At 51.9% G+C, this 18,885-nt stretch carries 12 protein-coding genes; 5 read left to right on the forward strand and 7 right to left on the reverse strand.

The genetic code is table 11. The features are described from left to right. Complete coding sequence (locus tag ACOZB4_RS05195) at positions 1 to 1,308, reverse strand: metallophosphoesterase family protein (RefSeq protein ID WP_422759497.1); 1,308 nt, start codon at positions 1,306 to 1,308, stop codon at positions 1 to 3. A 9-nt stretch (positions 1,309 to 1,317) separates the two neighbouring features. After that, positions 1,318 to 2,454 carry a glycosyltransferase family 4 protein gene (locus ACOZB4_RS05200; RefSeq protein ID WP_379407023.1) on the reverse strand — a complete coding sequence of 379 codons (1,137 nt, stop codon included), beginning with the start codon at positions 2,452 to 2,454 and terminating at the stop codon, positions 1,318 to 1,320. A 112-nt stretch (positions 2,455 to 2,566) separates the two neighbouring features. On the opposite strand from ACOZB4_RS05200, the gene ACOZB4_RS05205 reads away from it, so the two are divergent. Together ACOZB4_RS05205 and ACOZB4_RS05210 are read left to right on the forward strand one after the other, a co-directional pair. Further along, the gene (locus tag ACOZB4_RS05205) at positions 2,567 to 3,730 is read left to right on the forward strand and encodes a GGDEF domain-containing protein (RefSeq protein WP_379407022.1); all 1,164 of its coding nucleotides are present in this window, start codon (positions 2,567 to 2,569) and stop codon (positions 3,728 to 3,730) included. 193 nt (positions 3,731 to 3,923) lie between these two features. After that, positions 3,924 to 5,312 carry an RsmF rRNA methyltransferase first C-terminal domain-containing protein gene (locus ACOZB4_RS05210; protein WP_379407021.1) on the forward strand — a complete coding sequence of 463 codons (1,389 nt, stop codon included), beginning with the start codon at positions 3,924 to 3,926 and terminating at the stop codon, positions 5,310 to 5,312. A 169-nt stretch (positions 5,313 to 5,481) separates the two neighbouring features. On the opposite strand, the gene ACOZB4_RS05215 is transcribed toward ACOZB4_RS05210, so the two are convergent. Together ACOZB4_RS05215 and ACOZB4_RS05220 are read right to left on the reverse strand one after the other, a co-directional pair. Further along, on the reverse strand, positions 5,482 to 5,679 hold the full coding sequence (locus ACOZB4_RS05215) for a hypothetical protein (protein WP_422759498.1): 198 nt from the start codon (positions 5,677 to 5,679) through the stop codon (positions 5,482 to 5,484). Between the two features lie 515 nt (positions 5,680 to 6,194). Continuing rightward, the gene (locus ACOZB4_RS05220; RefSeq protein ID WP_422759499.1) at positions 6,195 to 6,998 is read right to left on the reverse strand and encodes a substrate-binding domain-containing protein; all 804 of its coding nucleotides are present in this window, start codon (positions 6,996 to 6,998) and stop codon (positions 6,195 to 6,197) included. 332 nt (positions 6,999 to 7,330) lie between these two features. Here ACOZB4_RS05220 and ACOZB4_RS05225 point away from each other — a divergent pair, with 332 nt between their 5' ends. The 3 genes from ACOZB4_RS05225 (at position 7,331) to ACOZB4_RS05235 (ending at position 10,294) form a co-directional block, all read left to right on the forward strand. Continuing rightward, entirely contained in the window at positions 7,331 to 8,707 is a 1,377-nt protein-coding gene (locus ACOZB4_RS05225) for a hypothetical protein (RefSeq protein WP_379414324.1), read from the forward strand. Positions 8,708 to 8,947: 240 nt separating this feature from the next. Then, positions 8,948 to 9,520 carry an RNA polymerase sigma factor gene (locus ACOZB4_RS05230; RefSeq protein ID WP_379414323.1) on the forward strand — a complete coding sequence of 191 codons (573 nt, stop codon included), beginning with the start codon at positions 8,948 to 8,950 and terminating at the stop codon, positions 9,518 to 9,520. A 3-nt stretch (positions 9,521 to 9,523) separates the two neighbouring features. Next, entirely contained in the window at positions 9,524 to 10,294 is a 771-nt protein-coding gene (locus tag ACOZB4_RS05235) for an anti-sigma factor domain-containing protein (protein ID WP_379414322.1), read from the forward strand. Between the two features lie 125 nt (positions 10,295 to 10,419). On the opposite strand, the gene ACOZB4_RS05240 is transcribed toward ACOZB4_RS05235, so the two are convergent. From ACOZB4_RS05240 to ACOZB4_RS05250, 3 genes are read right to left on the reverse strand one after another with little or no spacing between them, the layout of a single operon-like run. Beyond that, positions 10,420 to 10,644, reverse strand: coding sequence for an MbtH family protein (locus tag ACOZB4_RS05240; protein ID WP_339266783.1), 225 nt, complete (start codon positions 10,642 to 10,644; stop codon positions 10,420 to 10,422). After that, positions 10,628 to 17,869, reverse strand: coding sequence for an amino acid adenylation domain-containing protein (locus tag ACOZB4_RS05245; RefSeq protein WP_379414321.1), 7,242 nt, complete (start codon positions 17,867 to 17,869; stop codon positions 10,628 to 10,630). The genes ACOZB4_RS05240 and ACOZB4_RS05245 overlap by 17 nt, the downstream gene beginning before the upstream one ends. A 12-nt stretch (positions 17,870 to 17,881) precedes the next feature. Next, positions 17,882 to 18,856, reverse strand: a complete 975-nt coding sequence (locus ACOZB4_RS05250) for an isochorismatase family protein (protein ID WP_379414329.1) — start codon at positions 18,854 to 18,856, stop codon at positions 17,882 to 17,884. Positions 18,857 to 18,885 lie beyond the last annotated feature (29 nt).

The raw sequence follows: 18,885 nt of genomic DNA on the forward strand, positions 1-18,885 counted from the left end.
TCATGTTCCGACACCTTCCCCTTGCGAACGGTCGCGCAGCAATAGTCCTAGGGTCAGTTCCTCGGCTCTGCGAACCCATTCCAGCAGTTCCTCCGGATTAATCTCGTCCAGCAAGGAGCGGAGCTCCGCATGCTCCAGCAGAGGCTCCAAGCTCTTGGCAACAACCCCATCAGGATCTTGAACCCGTCCCTGCTCGCCTCGAACAAGACGAAGCAAGTCCCCTGCAAAGCTGTCTTCCGCAAGCAGCCTCTCTGTATCGATCGCGTCCCCGGATTGAAGGGAGAAACTCTCGATCCAGACGCATCCCCGATAGCCGCATGTCTGCCCCTTCGCGGCTTCTCTTCTCCGCAGATCGGTCAGCAGCTCATCGAGTACATATCCGCCTTCAAGCTGACGATGAACCGGACCTCGTCCCGTAATCCGAACGCGGATCATGCTAAGCCTATCCGCGTTCTCTCTGGCTATTTCGGTGAGAATGGATTCCAGTGAGCGTCTCCATTCATCGACATCCTGATAAGAATCAAGTGGCGCTTCAACAATGTGCCAGCGCATGGAATCGAGCTCATGGAAGCTCAGCTTCGTGTTGAAGCTCCCATCCACATCAACGATATAACATCCCTTGGGTCCCGTCTCCCGGACATGACGTCCCTGGATATTGCCCGGATACACAATAAAAGGAGATTCCTGCAAAGTTCGACGGGAGTGAATATGCCCGAGCGCCCAGTAATGATATCCGGCCTGGATTAGATCCCTTTTCGTACAGGGTGCATAGGTTTCGTGATGGGGATCCCCATCCACGTTCGCGTGCAGAAGTCCGATATGGTAGAGACCGGATGACGGAGCAGGATAACGTATCGCAATATTATCGGTTACCTTCGAGGTCGGATACGACATCCCGGTAATGACCGCCACTTCTTGATGATCCGAGCGGCGAACGGCTGTTACGCTTGCAGGCTCCGCCCCAAACACATGGACATGGGGAGGCAGCGTCATAGTAAGCTTGGTGCTGTCCAGCGGATCATGATTTCCATGGATCACATATACCGCAATCCCTTCCATTCCCAGACGGTTAAGGGACTCCAGGAAGCGAAGCTGTGCGCGCAGCGAGATGTTGGAGCTATCATATATGTCCCCGCTGATGACGATAAAATCAACATGTTGGTCGATGGCGAGCTGCACGAGCCGGTCCAGCGCACGGAAGGTCGATTCCTGAACGAAAGACCGCAGGTTGTCATCGAGCCCGCTGATCCCGATAAACGGACTGTCCAGATGTAAATCCGCAGCATGCATAAATCGAAAAGAAGCCATAACCGATCCCTAACTCTCTATCGTAGGTTGAAATTTCAAATACATTTTTTTCAGTTCATTTACGGATCTGGACAGGGAGTATTGACTCTTCGCCTTATCCGAAGCGGTCCGGGCAAGCTCATAACGATAGAGCGGATCACTGATAACCTTCTCGAGCGCAACACTGAGTGCTATCGGATCCTCCGGCGGTACAAGCAAGCCGTTTACCCCATCCTCGATCTGCTCCGCGATGCCGCCGACATCGGTGCCTACCAGCGCAAGGCAACTAAGCGCCGCTTCAGCGAACACCGAGCCGAACGCCTCCGCTCTAGAAGGCAGGACAAAGATATCAAAGAACGGCATAAACTCCTCGGGATGCAGCGTATATCCGTAAAAAATCGTCTCCTGGTAGATGCCGAGTGTTTTGGCGATCTCCTCGAGCTCCTGTCGGGAAGGTCCGTCGCCGATAATATGAAGAACGTAATCATATCCTTTGCGTTTCAGTTCCGCGCAGGCTTGAAGCAGAATGTCCAATCCTTTTGCAGGTACCAGACGGCATACCGTAATCAACTGCGGTACCGCATTTTCATGAGGCACCGGTTTAAATCTTTTATCATCAAATCCGTTATGAATAACCCCGATTGATTCGGGCGTATTCACGTAGGGAGCCATATAATCCTTGAAGGAGTTCGACACCGTCAACAAACGGTTGCTGATGTACTCAAGCTCCTTATATAAAGAGACCAGGAATCTGTGCTCCAGCCCTCCTTCTTTGATTCTTCCGTTCAGGATGAGCTCGCGCTCGTAACTGGAATGCACGGTTTGGATGAGCGGAACCTCAGGGAATACGGCTTTCATCGACATGCCTGCAATCGGATGATGACTATGGATAAGATCATAAGGCTTTTGAAGACGCAGACGTGTCCACCACAGGTAATCCCGGTAGGTTTGAAGGTATTTCGCTACAATCGCACTCCCTTCGAACTCTTTCCAATCAAAGGTATGGAATACCGGATCCTCCTGGCCTTTGTTGCGGATCCGCTTGGGCAGCCAGAACATCTCCATCTCCCAACGAGAGGAATGAAAACGCTCCTGCAAATAAGGAATCATGGACGAGACGCCGCCTGGCTGTTCAGGAGGGAAGAATAATGCTTGAAGAAGTTTCATGGGGATCCCCCTTTCTCTAAATCTCTTTTCAGATTCATTGTTTTTCGATATGATATATTAGAACATATGTTTCATTTAAAGGAAACCTATCCCTACTCAGGAGTGAATCGATTTGTCCTATGAATTGAGTTACTGGTCCACTTCTCCACTACCTACCATATTTGCTGTATGCGGAGCTTATATCGCGCTTATGATGCTGATCATGTGTCTCTTTATGTACAGCAAGCAACGCAAGAATGCTTACATATATATGGCGGCAGCCTTCTTCTTCATTATGACATACGAGGGTCTGAACATCCATTCGGCTTGGAGTGGAAAATCTGTTTTTTCACCGGAATCGGACGTCCTTCGTTTCATTCAGCTTTTTTCGTTTGTCCTGCTGAACGTCTCGATTGTCATGCTGTACCGTAGAGTCAAGACCATGCATTATTGGCTTCCCTTGTTGTCAGCCCTACTTCTTATGCTTCCGCTCATTCTTCCCTCATTTCTTCCTTACACCTTGGACCCGATATGGCAAAGCATATATTTTGATGGTTTTCAGCTCGTTGCGCTCTATCTGGCTTATACCAAAGTCACCCCGCGGATCGGACAACCGATCAAATATGCGATTGGACTTGCCGTCTACGCCATCTCGGCTATCCTGCAATCCATACATACCTATTCTGGCAGTCTGTCTCCTGCGCTTCAGGGACTCGCCCTCGCCCTGCCGGTGCTTTTCTATAGCATCGTATTCTTCATCCTGTTCAGACGCATTGTCGAGCTGATGCAGTCCATCTACCGGTCCGCCATTACGGACGGATTAACAGGACTCTACAACCGCAGGCATTTTATGAAGTATCTGGACCATTACGCGTCCCAGGAATTGAAGATATCCGCTATCTTCTGCGACATCGACAATTTCAAGAAGCTGAATGATACCCAGGGCCATGCCAGAGCCGATGAAGTACTGAAGCAGGTCGCCGCCATTATGGAGGAAGAGCTTGATGGTATCGGGATTACCGGCAGGTATGGCGGCGAGGAATTGGTCGCCCTGGTGGTTGACCGCAAAGTCAAACCCGCGCAGGTCGCCGAGAACATCCGAGCCAGAGTGGCAAGCGAGAGCATCGTCACCATCAGTATCGGCTACAGCGTATTGCGCAAAGGCGTTCGCGGCGATGAACTCATGAAACAAGCCGATAAAGCGATGTATCATTCCAAAACAACCGGCAAAAACAAGGTATCCGATTACCGGTCCTTAAAAACCTCTTCAACCGAATCAACGGAATCCGCCGGATAACACTGGCGCAGACTGCCCACTATATGAAGTGGGCGGTCTTTTTTTTGCTTGACATTTCTTTACTACGCCCTCGGCAACATGATAAACTAATGACCGATTCCTTAAAGCCAGAGAAGAAATGAACTCTGAACTGGGATTTCTTTTCCATACACTGCAGCATGTACCTTATTCTAAAGAAGGAGCAATATAACGAATGAGAAAGGAACTATTGCCTGTTGGCTTTGTCACCAGCATGAATGATATTCTTGGGGATGCCTCGTGCGATTTTTGGGACAGCTATGATTTCCCCCGCACCCACGGGCTGCGTCTTAATCGGCTGAAAGCGGTTCATGCCGCAGACAGCGTAAATAAACTCATCCGGCAATTCGAGCTGACGCCAGTGCCCTGGTGTGATACCGGATACTATTATGATGAAAGCTTGCGTCCAGGCAAACACCCCTATCATGCCGCTGGACTATATTATATTCAGGAGCCCTCGGCAATGTCCGCAGTCGAGCTGTTGAATCCTCAGCCCGGAGAGACCATCCTGGATCTTGCGGCAGCTCCCGGCGGCAAGACAAGCCATATTGCCTCCAAGATGATGGGCCGGGGACTGCTTGTCTCCAATGAGATCCACCCCGAACGGGCGCGAATTCTGGCCGAGAACGTGGAACGTATGGGAATCATGAATACAGTCGTTACGAGTGCGGCACCGGATAAGCTATCCCGCCGTTTCGTTGCCTGCTTTGACCGGATCATGCTCGATGCGCCATGCTCCGGTGAAGGCATGTTTCGAAAGGATGCCACAGCGATTGAGGAATGGTCGCCTGAACATGTGGATCTGTGCGTCGCCCGGCAGTGGGACATTGTCCAGGAGGCTTACCGGATGCTCAAACCGGGAGGAACTCTGGCTTATTCCACCTGTACATTCAACACGGCCGAGAATGAAGAGATGATTGAGCACATTCTTTCGCAGTATCCCGATATGGAGCTGCATGAAATGAAGCGCTTGTGGCCCCATTTGGAACGAGGGGAGGGGCATTTTGTTGCTATCTTGGTCAAATCGGCGGCTGCCGGAGCTTTACATGAAGACCTCGGTTACTCTGAGGGCAGCAGTAAATCTCCCGCAAAATCAAATCGAGGCAGCAAACAAACGCCTGCGCCTTCCGCTCTGGCTGAATATCAGGCTTGGGCGAAGCAGGACATCCCTGGATTTGAGCTAAACGGCGGTACTCCGATATTGTTCGGTGAGGAGCTGTACTGGCTTCCGGTCAGCGAGAGCTTGGCATGGAATGACAAGCAGCTAAAGGGATTGAAGATGCCGCGCGCAGGACTGCATCTGGCTCATCTGAAGAAGAACCGCATCGAACCGGCGCATGCCCTTGCTATGTCCTTGCATCCTGGCCTGGCTGCCCGCAGCTGGGATCTGCCTTCAGATTCTGCCGAGGCAGCTGCTTATTTGCGGGGAGAAGTGATCTCCATTCCTTCCGAATACCGGGGATGGACGCTGGTAACCACGGATGGATTATCTCTGGGTTGGGGCAAAGCCAGCGGCGGCCAGCTCAAGAATCACCTGCCCAAAGGCTTGCGCAAGCCCAAGTAACGCCCATTTCTAAAACCATACAGAACCGTACAGATCGAAACCATCGTTAAAACGGATAAGCTTCCGAATTCAGCAGTCTGATTAAATATGGGGCCATCTCTCTGCAATAACATGCAGGGAGTATAGCCCCTTTATCATTTATAAAACTTTATCTGGCCATCTAATCTAATCAAAAATCATAAGCTGCGTCTTTGGTCTCCTGGATCGCGGACACCACATTCAAATGCATTACCGTGTCTTCGACCAGACGCTCAATCATGAGGGCATCTGCCGCCATAATTGTCTCAGCTACATAGCGGGTATCCCCCTCATATTCCCGATAATCCCGGCCATCCCCAAGAACAAGGTTGTATTCAGCTAAATCCACCAAGATCATCTCGGCATCCGGATATTTATCGCGAGCCAGCTAACAGCGTATAATTCATCGCCGTGGTACTGGAAATGGAAAAGGTCAGGGGATCAGCGGCGAAGGCGATACTGCTGACGGAGAACATATAGAGGCAGAGGCTGAAGATACATTTTAATTAAGTGAACCCCCTTAAGGTAGATATTGTTGGAAACCCATATGGGAAACCAATGATACTTTAGGGGGGATTTTATGAGGAACAAGCCATTAGACCAACGCCGTGTGGACCGTGATTCCGCTATTTGTAAGCAAAGGTGCTAAACATAATGTTAAGCGGACACGGGTTCCACTATGGCCGGCATTTCACAGCAAAAACAGGGAAAAGCCAAGAATAACGGATTCTGTGACCGCGAATCCTTGAATTTGGTACTGTTGTTGGGAAATAGCGGATCTCCTGTCCGCATACATCAATGCACACTGCCCATCAATTGTCCGACGTTTACATTATTGAATCGGTATTATCTTAAGGCTTGCCCTTACTTCCAGCCCCATTTTTGAAAGATTTGATGAGATTCTTCCGTTCTTAAATAATCAATAAATTGCTGTGCTTCTTTTTTCTGATCGGTGATTTTCGTCAGGGAGATCGGCGTTCCACGATAGAGCTTTTCTTCTTCGGGTAGTTCGACCAGGCAGGTCACATCCTGGAGCCGGTAATGCCACGATTCATAGGTAATCCAGGCATCCAGGCTGGAATCCGATTTCCATCGTTCAATGGCTTCGGCACTCGACTTTACAGAAAGGTTAATATTTTGGGAAATGCCTTCGATCAGCCCTTTTCTGCCTGCCAGGTCTTCCCACAGGCCAAGCTGGCCAGCCCCATTCACATCGAGTATTTTCACTCCCTTTTTCGTTAAATCCTCAAGGTTTTCAATCTTCTTAGGATTTCCTTTCCTCACCAATATTCCTGCAGCACGCGGGTAAAGCTCCGTTCTTGATTTAGTGTCAATGATTTCGGGGTGGTTGAAGATGAAGTCCTGCAGCATATACTCGGAGCCACCGAAAATAATATCTGCATCTTGCTTTGCCTGGCCGATCCAATTGCCCTCTGGTCCGGCTGTTACTTCTACCTCGATTCCCGTTTCAGCTGAAAAATGTTCAGCAGCTTCCTTGATTGGTCCAAGTGGTCCGCCCGGTCCGTACACCCGGATGACATGATCACTTTGGCTGGAATTTGGTGTCGCCTGGGACGCCGGCTTAGGATCCATTTCTGCATAGGCTGACAATCCCGCAGCCGTAATGACAAAGAGCAGTAGAGCTGATAGGAACACGGTCTTCTTCATGATTCTTCCTCCATTTCATACATGATATTTACCGGTATTATTAAAGGAAACGAAGGGAGGCTGTATACGGTTTGATTATAGTTGCAAAACAGTTCGAAAGTTTCATAAATCTATTGAAAATTAGTCTGGTGAAGAATAAATAAAGGAACCTTCGCTGAATTAACAAATTATCCACAAACAGGGGTCCTGTCATTTAAAGATAAATAAAGAAGAAGCTCATCACTTGCTCACATTTATTAGACAAAATCATTTATACATTTTTTTCGAACCGCTAAGACATTTCGTTCGTTAGCTGATATGAGATGTATTTTTATCCTATGGGAGGTTGTTTGATGATAATCAAAAATCGATTCGTCACCGTGCTATTCAGTCTGGTTATTTGCGCAGGATTTGTTCTGCCAGTAACCAGTGCATCCGCCGCAGAAGGGAAGTTCACAGTGAAATCCGATGTGGATACAGCAAGAGAGCTCGGTCTGCTCCAAGCAGACGGAAACAGTGTCAATGTCGACTTTTTAGCTAAAAAATCAACGAGACTGCAGGCTGCAATCACTTCACTCCTTCTTCAGGGCTACTTGGAGGAAGCCCTTTCTTACAAAGGAAACGGCAATTTTAAAGATGCTGCCCTTGTCGATACTGAAAACCAGGCTATCCTGTCTTACCTCAAAAACCACCCGGAGCGTGGATGGGCAGGCATAACGGGAAACATGTTCGACCCATTAGCCGAAATCAGCGCCCAGCAATTTTATAAAGTACTACTGGAGGTCCTTGGATACGGGGTTGGGAAAGATTTTAATTATGCGGATACTCTATCGTTTGCAGCCTCTAAAGGCCTTATGCAAATTGCCAACGCAGTCACTCTGACGAACACCGATATTGCAACGGCGCTTGTGGAAGGATTGTCAGCGACGTCAGCCAGAAACAATACGCTGTTTTCTGAGCTTCAGGAGCGTAAAGTGCTCCCAGCCGACGCCAAGCTCCCTTCGGGCGAACGGATTACGCTGCGTAGTGACGCCAAGCTGGGTACATATTTTGCCGATAAGACAGGACGCACGCTTTATTTCTTCACCAAAGACGCCGAAAATACGAATGCCTGCCAAGGTAAATGCATCGAAAACTGGCCGCTTTTCTACTCAGAGGATCTGCAGATTCCCGCAGAGCTGAATGCCGCTGACTTCTCCGTGCTGACCCGTACGGACGGCACCAAACAGCTGACATACAAAGGCTGGCCCCTCTATTATTTTGCAAAAGATATGGCAGGTGGCGATATAAAAGGAGAAGCATTTGATGGCGTCTGGTTCGTCGCCAAGCCCGATTATACCGTTATGCTCGGGACTTCTTCCAAGCTGGGCAACTATTTGACTGACGACCATGGGCGTACACTATATTACTTCGATAAGGACGTACCGCAAACAAGTACATGCGAAGGCAAGTGCATCGACAATTGGCCTGCTTATATGGCTACCGGAAACAGTGTGCCTACAGGAATCGCTAGCTCCGACTTCAGCACGATCACCCGTTCGGACAGTCGCAAGCAATTGACGTACAAAGGGTATCCGTTATACTACTTCGCCAAGGATCAAGAGCACGGCGCAACCTCCGGACATGATTTCAACCAGCTTTGGTTCGTAATCGATCCGGCCAAATTCGACGGGACAACGGCCGCAAAGGCTTCCGGAGCGCCAGCAGCACCGGGATCAAGTAATTTATAAAAAAAATTTGAACTTTCCATTAACGGGAATGGAAGTTTTCTTGTTAACGCAACGATAGGCCCCATTCAGGATTGAAAACAGTGATGGGTCTCGGTAAGGCGGGCTGACAACCTGGTCAAGCACAGTGCGCACAGCTCGAGGCTGGATCATAATTGTCTCAAATGGCAATCGGTTCCCGGTTGCCATTTTTTTTGATAGGATAAAAATAGAGCTTTGAATGAACTCACCTGGAGGCACGGTATGCAGAATCTTTCCGATTATGAACTCATGCTTCTAATAAAATGCAGGCAACACAATGCTTTATCCATCTTGTACGACCGGTATTCATCGCTCGTCTATTCCTTTGCGCAGAAAGCGATCGGGGACGAATCGGCTGTGAGGGAAATCGTGCAGGCCGTCTTCCTTCGTCTGTGGACCACCCAATCCGCTTACGATCCGGATAAAGGCCGATTTACTAGCTGGCTGTTAACCATTACGCGCAATATAACGATAGATTATCTTCGTAAGAGAAGAAGAAGAGGTGAGGCAGAAGTCGTTTTTTTCGATTTGGAAAAGTTGAAGCGGTTTCCCGACGAAGTTGCGGCCTCACCGGAAGACAACGCGATTCGTGAATCGGAGAAGGAGCAACTCCTCGCCGCTTACCGGCATTTGTCGGAGCAGCAAATTCAACTGCTTGAGCATTTTTACTGGCAGGGCTACAGCTTAAGCGAGTTGGCCGCAATCTATAACCAGCCGCTTGGAACAATCAAGAGCCGTCTACATCAAACATTGAAAGTATTGCGCAGGTATTTGGCCTCGGAAAGGGAGGAATGATGTATGCATGAGGAAGAACAGCCAACAACCATTTGCGGCCTGATTCTGGACTATGTTGCCGGGAGTTGTAAAAATGGGGAAAAACTGGTCTTCGAGCGTCATCTGCCCTACTGTGACAGCTGCCGTTCGGAAATTGCTGAACTTCGTACGGTTTGGGAGGCGCTTCCGTCCGATATGGAACGATTGGAGCCCCCAAGTGATTTAAAACAACAAGTGATGGATGCCGTATTGGCGGCAGAGCCTTCACAGAACCATGATAACGTATCCGCCCGCAAAAGACGCATAGCGATTCATCGGATTCCAGCGAGTGTTACCGTTGCTGTCTTACTGGCCATTGTCCTCACCAGCTCCGTCTGGAATTACCTTCTGTATCAAAAACGAATCACGACAAGTCCCGCTTCCCTGGAGCAGGCACTGACTGTTCCAGCGGCCTCAATCGAACGACTGATTACGCTTAATCCGCAAACCGCCGCCCCTAGTGATGCTTACGGAATCGCGGGCGTGGTCGAAAACGGGAAATCCAAGCATTTCGTCGTCTATGTTTTCAAGGCAAAGGCCACAATCGGCAACGAAGCATATCAGGTCTGGCTTATCCGGGATAACAAGCGTAAGAGCGCGGGTACGTTTCGCGTCGACGACAAGGGGGTAGGCATTCTGTCAATGCCGGTTGCTTCCGAGGAGAGCCTCGTCTTCGACGGTATTGGCATTACGCTCGAGCCTGATGACCGCGGCAATCTGCCTCGCGGCACTAAAATGTTCAGCTCAACCCTGTAACAGCAACGCGGGTATTCAGGAATATAAAAGGAGCTAAACTCTTCAGCTTAGCTCCTTTTATTTCTATATTGGTTTGCTGATACATATGAATTATATCTTGTTCGGGTTAGCCAGGTGCTCCTAGCCTATGTTCTGCTGACTGACGGTCCGGTGTTAGCATACAAGCTTCGTTGCCGCAGATCAACCCAGTTCTCGTTGATAAAGGCCACACATTCCTCCCGCGTGCTAAGTCCAAAAGCCGGTGTCCAGCCGTTCGGAACAGCCGCGAAATCCGGCCAGAGCGAATATTGCCCCTCATGGTTCACCAGTACAAGAAACTTGCCGTCGACTTGCTCAAAAGGATTGGTCATGGATAAGTTCCCTCCTCTCCAATGTGGTCTGCCCTCGGGGTACAGCTGCCTCCAGCTTGCTTAGAATACACTTGCCGATATAGTCCAGAGGACCCGGCTGGCATAGATCCTTATGTCGGCATGCGATATCATGCCGTTCAATTCGCCCTCCAACATAAGGGCTCCACATCTCCGGTTCGATGGCCTCGAACCAATCGGGGATGATGGTCGAGTGGAAGAATATTATATCCCCCTCAAACTTCTTCGGAACGAACGCCTTCAACAGCTGAACCGAGTTCTCATAAGTCGCCTTCAGATTCATCATCGTCTCTTCCTCCAGGGACGCCAGCGCACTGCTCTCATTACGCAGCAATTCCAGCGCTGTCGCTATAGTTAGCGGTGTGTCTCCAAGCCCCTCTTCAATGCTCTCCCTGTCAAAGCCGCCAAGCGCCAGCAGCGCGGTCAAAGCCTCGTCTTCGTCGGGGTTTTCCTTGATCGGCAAATAATGACTTGGGTAAGCATCCAGTATGGCTAGCAATTCAATGTCTTCACCCGCCTCCTGCAGCTGTACCGCAATCGACTGAGCGACATTGCCGCCCAGAGACCATCCGAGCAGCCGGTATGGCCCTCTTGGTTGAAGGGAACGTATGTGGTCGATATAGTCTGTCGTCATCTCTTCCAGTGATTTCGGCAGCTCCTCTACTTGCGCTATCCCCCTCGCCTGTAAGCCGTAAATCGGATAATCCATGCCGAGATGCTTCATCAAGCCGGCATAGCACCAGCTTAGTCCTCCAGCCGGATGCACGCAGAACAGCGGGATTTGACTTCCGTGCGCCCGAAGCGGAAGCACAACCTGCAGCGCACTGGTACCGCCACCCATTTCAAGCTTGTCGACAAGGCCGGCTACCGTAGGGGACTCGAATAAAGCCGCTATGCTTAACTCTTTTCCAAGCGCTTCGCGAACCCGGCTGATAAGCCGGACAGCCAATAACGAATGGCCGCCGAGCTCGAAGAAGCCGTCATCGATACCCACCCGTTTGACTCCCAATATCTCGGCAAACAACTCGCATAACACTTCTTCCTGCGGGGTTCGTGGATGGCGTCCATCTGCATCGAACGCCATATCGGGAGCCGGCAGCGCTTTGCAATCGAGCTTTCCGTTAGGCGTAAGCGGCAGCTTGTCCATAAATACGAACGCCCCGGGAACCATGTAATCAGGAAGCATCGAGGCGGCATAACGGCGCAACTCTGCACCTGAAGACAGCTCACAACTGGGCTTGCTCACAACATAAGCCGCAATCCGCCGATCTCCTGGCTGGTCCTCACGCACAATGACAGCCGCCTGCGCGAGTGCCTCATGGCGAATGAGGACCGATTCGATTTCACCAAGCTCGATCCGGAAACCCCGTATTTTTACCTGATGATCGGACCGTCCCAAATAATCCAGCGTACCGTCAGCCTGCCGCTTCGCCAAATCGCCGGTTCGGTACATTCTTGTCCCAGGCGGACCATACGGATCTGCCACAAACCGGTCGGCCGTCAGGTCGGGTCGTCCCCAATACCCCCGCGCAAGTCCTGCGCCGGCGACATACATCTCTCCGGTTACGCCATACGGAACGGGCCGAAGCTTGGCATCCAGGACATATACTCTGAGATCCGGTATGGCTTCACCGATCATGCTGCCGGCTCCCGGCAGCGCAAGGTTCCGGTTCAATTCCATATAGCTGACATGCACGGTTGTTTCCGTAATGCCGTACATGTTGATCAGGCGCGGGGCATCGTCGGCATGACGCTCATACCAATCCGCAAGCCGTCCGAGCTCCAAGGCTTCACCGCCAAATACAACGTACCTGAGCGACAGTTTCTGCCCCATCTCCGCCTGCTCTCGATCCGCCTGAATCAACGGATAGAACGCCGAAGGCGTCTGATTCAGCACCGTCACACCTTCCCGGACCAGCAAGCTCAACATGTCATCCGGCGATCTGCTGATCGTATGCGGAACAACGACGAGTCGGCCACCGTACAAGAGCGGTCCCCATAATTCCCATACCGAGAAATCAAAGGCATACGAGTGGAATAATGTCCATACATCGGTCTCATCAAATTGAAACCAATTCGCGGTAGAATCAAACAACCGGATGACATTCTGGTGCGGTACAAGCACACCCTTCGGTTTGCCGGTAGACCCGGAGGTATAAATGATATACGCAGCATTCTGCGGCGTAAGCGGCCTGTGACGCTCATGGTCGCTTGGATTTTCTTTAGAATAACGCTGCAACCGTAAAGCTTGCTCGGACTCATCGATCACAATGCATCTGATGTTTGCCGATCCAGGCAGCCGATCCAGCACATGAACACTCGTAATGAGACATACCGGACAAGCGTTCTCCATCATGTAAGCCAGTCGTTCCTCCGGGTACTCCGGATCCAGCGGCAGGTAAGCGGCCCCCGCCTTAAGTACAGCCAATATGCCGATAACCATGTCCATCGAACGCGGCAAGGCGAGTGCTACGATCTGATCCGTACCGACGCCTGCTGCAATCAACCAGTGAGCAAGCCGATTAGCACGCTCATTCAGCTTCTCATAACTCAGAGACAATCCATCATGAACAATCGCGACCGATTGAGGCGAGCGGCTGACCTGCTCCTCAAACTGCTGGGGCAAGGTTGCCTGCTTAGTAACAGGCAGCGGAGCGCTCCACTGTCGACGGATTTCCTCACGCTCATGAACGGTTAATATATCAAGTTGACTGATGGTTTTACTTGGTTCAATGGCAGCACTCTCCAACACGCGCACATATCGCTCCGCCATCGCTTCTGCCGTTCTGCGCTCGAACAAATCTGTACTGAATTCGATTAAACCGTCCACTCCGTCAGGTTCGCCGTTCATATCCCGCCGCTCTGTCAGCTCGAAGGTTAGGTCAAACTTCGCCGTACCTACGCTTTGCAACTGCAGCTTTGAGCTGACTCCCGGCAGCTCAAGCGAAGTTTCCGGCGTATTTTGCAGCACGAGCATCACTTGGAAAAGCGGATGTCTCGCCCGGGAACGCGGCGGGTTCAATGTCTCGACAAGCCGCTCGAACGGCACATCTTGGTGCTCGAAGGCGGCCAGGCTCCTCTCCCGTACCCGTTGCAGCAGCTCGTCGAATGGTGGGTCATCCGACGTGTCTACACGAAACACAAGCGTATTGATGAAGAAACCAATCAATTGATCCAGACTGTCGTCGTTCCGGCCCGAGACCGGACTGCCGATCGGAATGTCCGTACCTGCACCCAGATTCGTAAACAGCGCCGCCATCGCAGACTGAAACACCATAAATAATGTCGCTCGATTGCTCTGCGCGAGCGTATTCAGCTGCTGATGCAGTTCACGCGAAATCGGAAACGACACGCTTCCGCCCTGATAGCTGGCGACAGCTGGCCTCGAATAATCGGTGGGCAGCTCCAATTGCTCCGGTAAATCGCAAAGTGCCTCGGTCCAATAGTCCAGCTGACGGGCGATCAAACTGCTCTTATCGCCCGAGCTGCCAAGAAGCTTCTCCTGCCAAACGGCATAATCTGCATATTGGACCGGTAACGGAGACCATTCCGGTTCACTCCCCAGGCGCCGTGCGGTATAGGCATTCGATAGATCTCGTGTCAGGGGAGTAAGCGACCAGCCGTCTCCCGCTATATGATGCAGCAGCAACAGCAGAACAAACTCTTCGTTATCCAGCTTGAACAACTTTACCCGCAGCGAGGTTTCGGTGGCAAGCTCGAATGGGTGCCTGACGGCTTCGGCCAATCGATCAGGCAGCTCCGACTCGCTGATTTCGGTCACCATCAGTTCCGGTCGTGCCTCCTCGGCGTCCAGGATGTGTTGATAGGAAGTCCCCTCTTGATCCGGGTAAACTGTGCGCAGCGATTCATGACGAGCCGTCACATCCCCCAGCGCCATTCGCAATGCGTCCACATCAAGCTCACCTGACAAGCGAGCCACAAGCGGAATATTATAGGTCGGACTCGGACCCTCCAGACGATATAAAAACCATAACCGCTGCTGGGCAAAAGATAACGTCAGAAGCTTGGTCCTCATCACGGGACGCACAGCCTGTCTGGCCGCTTGCGCATAATCAAGCCGCTTGACGAGACTCGCGACCGTCGCTGCTTCAAACAGACTTCCCATGCTAAACTCCACGCCAAAGGCCTCCCTGACACGTACCATCACCCTGCCGGCAAGCAGGGAATGGCCGCCGAGGGCGAAGAAATCATCATCAATGGTAACCCGCGGTAACCCGAGCACCTCGGCAAAAATCGTGCAGAGCATTTCTTCCTGGGGTGTCCGCGGCATGCGGCCGACTGTCAACGGATGATCCGGCGCAGGCAGCGCCTTGCGATCCACCTTTTTGTTCGGCGTTAACGGCAGCGCGTCGAGTGCCACGATAACAGACGGCACCATGTACTCGGCCAGTTTCTCTGCGGCATAATCCCGTAACTCTGCCATATTGATGAGGCTTGAAGCAGATGGAGACGGTACGATATAAGCAACGAGGCGTCGATCACCGGCCCGATCCTCACGGATGATGACACAGGCCTGCTCCACCTGGTGATAAGCCACAAGCACGGACTCAATCTCTCCCGTCTCGATACGGAAGCCGCGCAGCTTGATCTGATGATCGGCACGCCCCAAATAATCAATCCAACCATTCTCCAGCCAGCGGGCAAGGTCGCCTGTTCGGTACATCCGGGATCCGGACGGACCAAAGGGATCCGCTACAAATCGTTCCGCCGTCAAGTCGGGTCTTCCCAGATACCCCCGGCCAAGCCCCGAACCTGCAATATACAGCTCACCTGTTACGCCTGGCGGAACCGGCGAGAGTGAAGAATCGAGCACATACAGTCTCGTATTCCACACCGGTCCCCCAATGGATGGCTTGTCCCGTTCATGATCGAGCTTCGCCGCCGTCGAATAAATCGTTGTCTCCGTCGGTCCATATTGATTATTCACTTCACAGTTTAGATCTTGCAGCGCAAGCTTAAGACCGACAGGCAGCGCCTCGCCCCCGGTGATGACTTTCAGACGCTCAAACTTTTCTGGACGGCAAGCGACAATGGACTGCCATAACGTCGGGGTCGCCTGCATGATGGTCGCCCGTGTTTCCCGAATTCTGCCTATGAGCGCCTCTGCATCGAGAATGGTATCCCGCATCACGATGTCGAGCGTCGAACCGCAGACCAACGGCAGCAGCACCTCCATGACCGAGATGTCGAATGACATCGTGGTAACCGACAACCAGCGATCCCGCTCCCCGATCTCCAATCGCTCGCGCATATCCGACAGCAGATTGGCAAGTCCTTCGCACGTGAGCAGGACGCCCTTGGGCCGTCCTGTGGATCCGGACGTATAGATAACATAGGACGGGTGAAGCGGCAGCAGCGGACGTATGCGATCAGCATCGACAGGATTATGAAACGCCTGCTGCTCCAATTGCTTGTGGGTAGCCGGCGCATCCAGCACAATCACGTCTTTGTCTTTCATGACAGCTGCGAATTTTCCAGCCAGTTCCTGTGTTGTGATCAAACACGCCGGCTTCGCATCTTCAAGCATATAGGCGATCCGTTCATCCGGATAATCCGGATCTAACGGCAAGTAAGCCGCTCCAGCCTTATGTACGGCCAGGATCGCAACAATCATGTCCGCCGAACGGGGCAGGGAAAGGGCAACGATTCGTTCAGGACCTACTCCACGGGCAATAAGTAAGCGGGCCAGGCGGTTCGCTCGTCTGTTTAGCTCCTCGTAACGAAGGGTTAGCCCTTCGCATACCACCGCCTCCGCCTGCGGGGTGCGTGTCACCTGCTCCTCGAATAATTCCGGTATGCTTAACTGTGGTAAGGGACGAGCCGTATCATTCCATTGAAAAAGCACCTTGTCGCGTTCTTCCGGCAAGATAAAGGCCACGCTTCCTACAGAATGGGCCGGCTCCGCTTCGGCCAAGTTGTCCAGCAAATACAAATAGCGTTGTAAATGGGACTCTAACTCCTCCAGGTTATAGATTAAGGGATTGGCGTCCATATCGACTCTCAGCCCGTTCCCATCCGAACTATCCAAACTTCCATATACGTTCAAGGTCAAGTCATCCACCGGTCCGGAAGCCAGGTTACGAACGCTGCCGCCGAAACCGCCAAAGTTCAATTCCGAAGCAAAGGGCATCACATTCACGAGTGGTCCAAATAACCTGCGGTTATCGGCGAGCAGCTTGAGATCGCGCCGGATGTCCTGATGCCTGTAGCGCTGATGCCGCTTGATCTCGCGAACCTCCCGTGCGACCTGCTGCAGCAGGTTGATCAGACTCATATCGGGCCTTATGTGCGCCCGGAGCGGCAGCACATTCATGACCATCCCTGGTATACGGATGGAGGCCGAACCTAGGCGACCCATCACCGGCAATCCAAGCACAACATCCTCAGCGCCTGTTATACGGTGTATATATAAGGCCATTGCAGCCGCAATTACATCCGGCCAGCTTGTCCCTGATGCTTGTGCAACCTCCTGAAAGCGATGGATCGAAGATTCGGGAAGCTGCACCGATCGGCGCAGGAAGCTGCGTGCCGAACGCTGTGCCTGACCGCCTAAGCTGACGACCTCCGGCTCATCGACAAAGCGCCGCAGCCAGAATTCACGATCCGAGTTGAGCTGCTGCGACATGCGGTATGACGTATCTTCTTCCAGGATCGTACGAAACCTGCCGAACGCTCCTATGCCGGAAGATACTCCGCCCGCCAATTCCGTGTAGACTTGGGAAACTTTTTGCAGCAGAAGCGATACGCCGAACCCATCGATTACGATATGATGAATGCGTTGGTACCAATAGTAGCGATCGGCAGCGATCTTGAACAGCGCCTCCGTAAACAGCGGCCCTCGGCTCAGATCGACCGCTTGGGCAAGATCATGTTCCATCCAGCTTTGGGCAGCATGATGGGGATCCTTCTCCCCGCTGACATCCAGCACATGGAGGACCCAGTCCGGAGATGGATCGATCGACTGCCAAGGCCCGTCCACATCTTCGCCGAAGCGAACATGCAATGCATCCGCCTCCACGACCACTTGACGTAAGGCCCTCTCGAACAGAACCGGGTCTATAGGTCCTCGTATTTCAATGCATTCCGCCGTGTTGAATATTGGATTGACCGGGTCAAGCTGCTGGGCGTACCAAATCCCCAGCTGCGCTCCGGACAGAGACCAGCGCTCCTTCTCCCGCTCAAGCATATCCATCCCTCCTTACACCGTATAGTAATCATAATTAGGCCGCGACAAGCACAGCTTATCCGACAACAATTCCCACCAACCCGCCAGTGTAGGTCGCTCGGCCAATTCCACAAAGCTGATTTCGATGCCTCCACGCCGCAAACGCTCGGCCAAACTCATGATCCGAATGGAATCCAGCCCCCAGTACTCAATCAGATGGTCATCTTCGCCAATATTAGACGACTGCTCCTGCAGCAAATCTGCTACGTTCTCTCGCAACGTTTGCAGCGTCAACAGCGGTAGTGCGTCCGCAGAACTCTCCCCCTCCCCGCTTGGAGCTACAGAATGCTCCGAGACCGTAGTATGCTGCCCTTGGGTTAACGAAGCAACCAAACGTTCCGTAGTCAGCGTAACAGCGCAGCGTTCGGCAGCATAAGTCAGTGCCAGACGATGCTTCTCTTCCGAGAAATCGGCAAGGGCATCCGCAATGAAGAATGGCTGTATGTCTTTCATAAAAGCTTCGGTTGCGGTCAGCAAACAACCGATATGGGCGTAAATCCCGCAGATCATCAGCTGGTCGCGGCCTTGCTCGCGCATCATTTCATGCAAATTGGTTTTCTGAAAGGCGCTGTATCTCCATTTGGTTAACAGCAGATCCCGCTCTGTTGGCGCCACCTCATCCACGAATCTCTTCTGGTAAGGACCGTCATTGATGCCGGACCCCCAGAAATCCTGCAGCAGACCACGCTGCTCCGGTGCTTGTCCGCCAGGTTGTGCCGAATAGATCACGGGAATGCCAAGCTCAGCACAACAAGAGCGAAGGTTCTGAATATGGGCGATCAGCTCCACGACAGGCGATTGATCCGGAGTGAACGCGTCGATGAAATATTGCTGCATATCGTGGATGAGCAGCACGGCACGGCTGTGATCTGCCGTCCATGCCACCTTATTCTTGGGCAGATCCGCCTCCCCAGGCATGGGATAAGGTAAAATCTTAGGAAGTGCCATCATATCTCCTCATTTCTAAATGAATTGGA

The sequence above is a fragment of the Paenibacillus sp. NPDC058898 genome (assembly GCF_049316025.1).
Lineage (GTDB): Bacteria > Bacillota > Bacilli > Paenibacillales > Paenibacillaceae > Paenibacillus_AQ.